The sequence below is a fragment of the Streptosporangium sp. G12 genome, assembly GCF_052983175.1.
In genome coordinates this window covers 1-3206 of sequence record NZ_JBRIQO010000073.1, presented here as the reverse complement: position 1 = coordinate 3206, position 3206 = coordinate 1, and the positions used below count along the sequence as shown (strand labels likewise).

The following is a 3206-nucleotide window of genomic DNA, read 5'->3' as shown; positions in this document are numbered from 1 at the left end:
GACGCGCTGGCCGAGCATCGCAGGTCGCGGGGACTGGCGGGAACCTCGCTGGCCTGGGGCCTGTGGGCGATCGGCGGGATGGCGGAGGAACTGACCGAGGCCGACGTACGCCGTATGGAGCGCATGGGTCTGAAGCCGCTGTCGGCTGCCGACGGGCTGGCGCTGTTCGACGCCGCTCTGCGCCACGACCGGCCGGCGCTGATCGCCGCGAGGTTCGCCCAGGGCAGGAACCCCGCCCGGACGGCACTGCCACGAGCGGGCATCCTCAACGGCCTCGCGGGACGGCTGGCCGCGATGGAGCGCGCGGAACGCCGGTCGGTCCTGTCCGACCTGGTGTGCCAGGAAGTGGCGACGGTGCTCGGGCACGCCTCGAAGGAGGCCGTCCAGCCGGATCGCGCCTTCCAGGACCTCGGCTTCGACTCCCTCACCGCGGTCGAGTTCAGGAACAGGCTCGGCACCGTCACCGGACTCCGGCTACCGGCCACACTGATCTTCGACTACCCGACCGCTCAAGCGGTGGCCGACTACGTGGGGGCGGAGCTGACCGGCGCCGCGTCCGCGATCGCGTCGGTCACGACGGCCAGGACGCCGGGCGACGACGAGCCGATCGCGATCGTGGGCATGGCTTGCCGCTACCCCGGCGGCGTGCTGTCGCCCGAGGGGCTGTGGGACCTCGTGGCCAGCGGTACGGACGCCATCTCCGAGTTCCCCGCCGACCGCGGCTGGGACATGGAGAGGATCTACAACCCGGACCCGGAGAACGAGGGCACCTCCTACGTGAAGCACGGCGGTTTCCTGTACGACGCCGCCGAGTTCGACCCCGGCTTCTTCGGGATCAGCCCGCGTGAGGCACTGACGATGGACCCGCAGCAGCGGCTGCTGCTGGAGGCGTCATGGGAGGCGCTGGAGCGGGCCGGTGTCAGTCCCGTCGGGCTGCGCGGCAGCCGGACGGGCGTGTTCGCCGGCTTGATGTACCACGACTACGGCCTCGGCGCCCCCGCCTCGACCAGCGGCGGAAGCCTGGTGTCCGGGCGGGTGTCCTACACCTTCGGGTTCGAGGGCCCCGCGATGACCGTGGACACGGCGTGCTCGTCGTCGCTGGTCGCGCTGCACCTGGCGGCGCAGGCGTTGCGCTCGGGTGAGTGTGATCTGGCCCTCGCGGGCGGTGTGACGGTGATGTCGACGCCCGGGACCTTCATCGAGTTCTCCCGCCAGCGCGGTCTGGCACCCGACGGCAGGTGCAAGTCCTTCGGCGACACGGCGAACGGCACCGCCTGGGGCGAGGGTGTCGGCGTGCTGCTGGTCGAGCGGCTGTCGGACGCGCGGCGCAACGGCCACCAGGTCCTCGCGATCGTACGGGGCAGTGCGGTCAACCAGGACGGTGCGAGCAACGGCCTGACCGCGCCGAACGGCCCGGCGCAGCAGCGGGTGATCCGCCAGGCGCTGGCCAGCGCGAACCTCTCGCCCGCTGACGTGGACGTGGTCGAGGCGCACGGCACGGGAACGGTGCTGGGCGACCCGATCGAGGCGCAGGCGTTGATCGCCACCTACGGTCAGGACCGGCCCGAGGACCGGCCGTTGTGGCTGGGGTCGTTGAAGTCGAACATCGGTCACACGCAGGCCGCCGCCGGTGTCGGTGGTGTGATCAAGATGGTGATGGCGATGCGGCACGGGACGCTGCCGCGGACCCTGCACGCCGAGGAGCGGTCGGGACACATCGACTGGTCGGCGGGTGCGGTGGAGCTGCTGACCGAGGCCCGTCCCTGGGATATCGAGGACCGCCCACGCCGGGCGGCCGTGTCGTCCTTCGGGATCAGCGGGACGAACGCACACGTGATCATCGAACAGGGGCCGGCGGAGCCCGAGGCCAAGATTGACGCCGTCGAGCTGCCGTTGACGCCCTGGCTGGTCTCGGCCAAGACCCCCCAGGCGCTTCGGGGGCAGGCTTCCCGGCTCGCGTCGTGGGTGGAGGAGCGGCCTGAGCTGAACCCGGCCGATGCGGCCTGGACGCTGGCGACGGGCCGGGCGCTGCTGGAGCAGCGCGCGGTGGTGGTCGGCGCCGACCAGGTCGAGCTGGTGGCGGGCCTGCGTGCCCTGGCCGAGGGCACGGCGACGCCGGGTGCCGCGGCCGGTGGCGGGTTGGCGATGTTGTTCGCCGGTCAGGGCAGCCAGCGGGTGGGGATGGGCCGTGAGCTGGCCGCCGCGTTCCCGGTGTTCGCCGAGGCGCTGGATGAGATCTGTGCGTTGTTGCCGGGGTCGGTGCGTGAGGCGATGTTCTCGGGCCCGGACGAGGTGTTGGCCGAGACCGGGATGACCCAGCCGGCGCTGTTCGCCTTCGAGGTCGCCCTCTACCGCCTGCTGGCCTCGCTGGGGGTCACCCCGGACGTGCTGGTGGGCCACTCGGTGGGAGAGATCGCCGCCGCGCATGTGGCGGGCGTGCTGTCGCTGCCCGACGCCTGCACTCTCGTTTCCGCGAGGGCGCGGTTGATGCAGGGGCTGCCGGAAGGTGGGGCGATGCTGGCCATCGCCGCTCCTGAGGCGGAGGTCCTTCCGCTGTTGGAGGGCCGCCAGGATGTCGGCATCGCGGCGGTGAACGGCCCGGCCTCGGTGGTGATCTCCGGTGACGAGAGTGCGGTGGAGGAGATCGCCGCCCTGGTGAGCGTCCGGACGCGCAGGTTGCGGGTCTCACACGCCTTCCACTCGCCGTTGATGGAGCCGATGCTCGCCGAGTTCGAGCAGATCGTCTCCGCTCTGACCTTCAGCGAGCCGGCCATCCCTGTCGTCTCCAACGTGACGGGCCGGCCCGCCGAGCCTGGCCTGCTGACCGATCCGGCGTACTGGGTGCGGCATGTGCGCGAGGCGGTGCGCTTCGCCGACGGGGTCACCGCCTGCCAGGCGAACGTGTTCGTGGAGATCGGACCCGATTCGACTCTGACCGCGCTGGCCCAGCAGAGCGTCGACGATGGTGTGTTCGTCGCGGTCGCGCGTAAGGACCGTGACGAGGCTCGGACGCTGGTCAGGGCTTTGGGGCAGTTGCAGGTTCGGGGTATCGCGGTTGATTGGGATGCCTTCTTCGCTCCGGCTCGGCCGGTGCGGGTGGATCTGCCGACCTACGCCTTCCAGCGGGAGCGGTTCTGGGTGGCGGCGCAGGCCGAGGCCGGGGACATGGACGCGGTTGGTTTGGAGGGGATCGATCACCCGCTGCT

General features: G+C 71.4%; 1 protein-coding gene. It reads left to right on the top strand.

What is annotated here, in order from left to right; translation table 11 throughout:
- Positions 1 to 3206, top strand: a 3206-nt coding sequence (locus ACVCAG_RS45585; RefSeq protein WP_447191660.1) for a type I polyketide synthase, incomplete at both ends; no start/stop codon positions are given.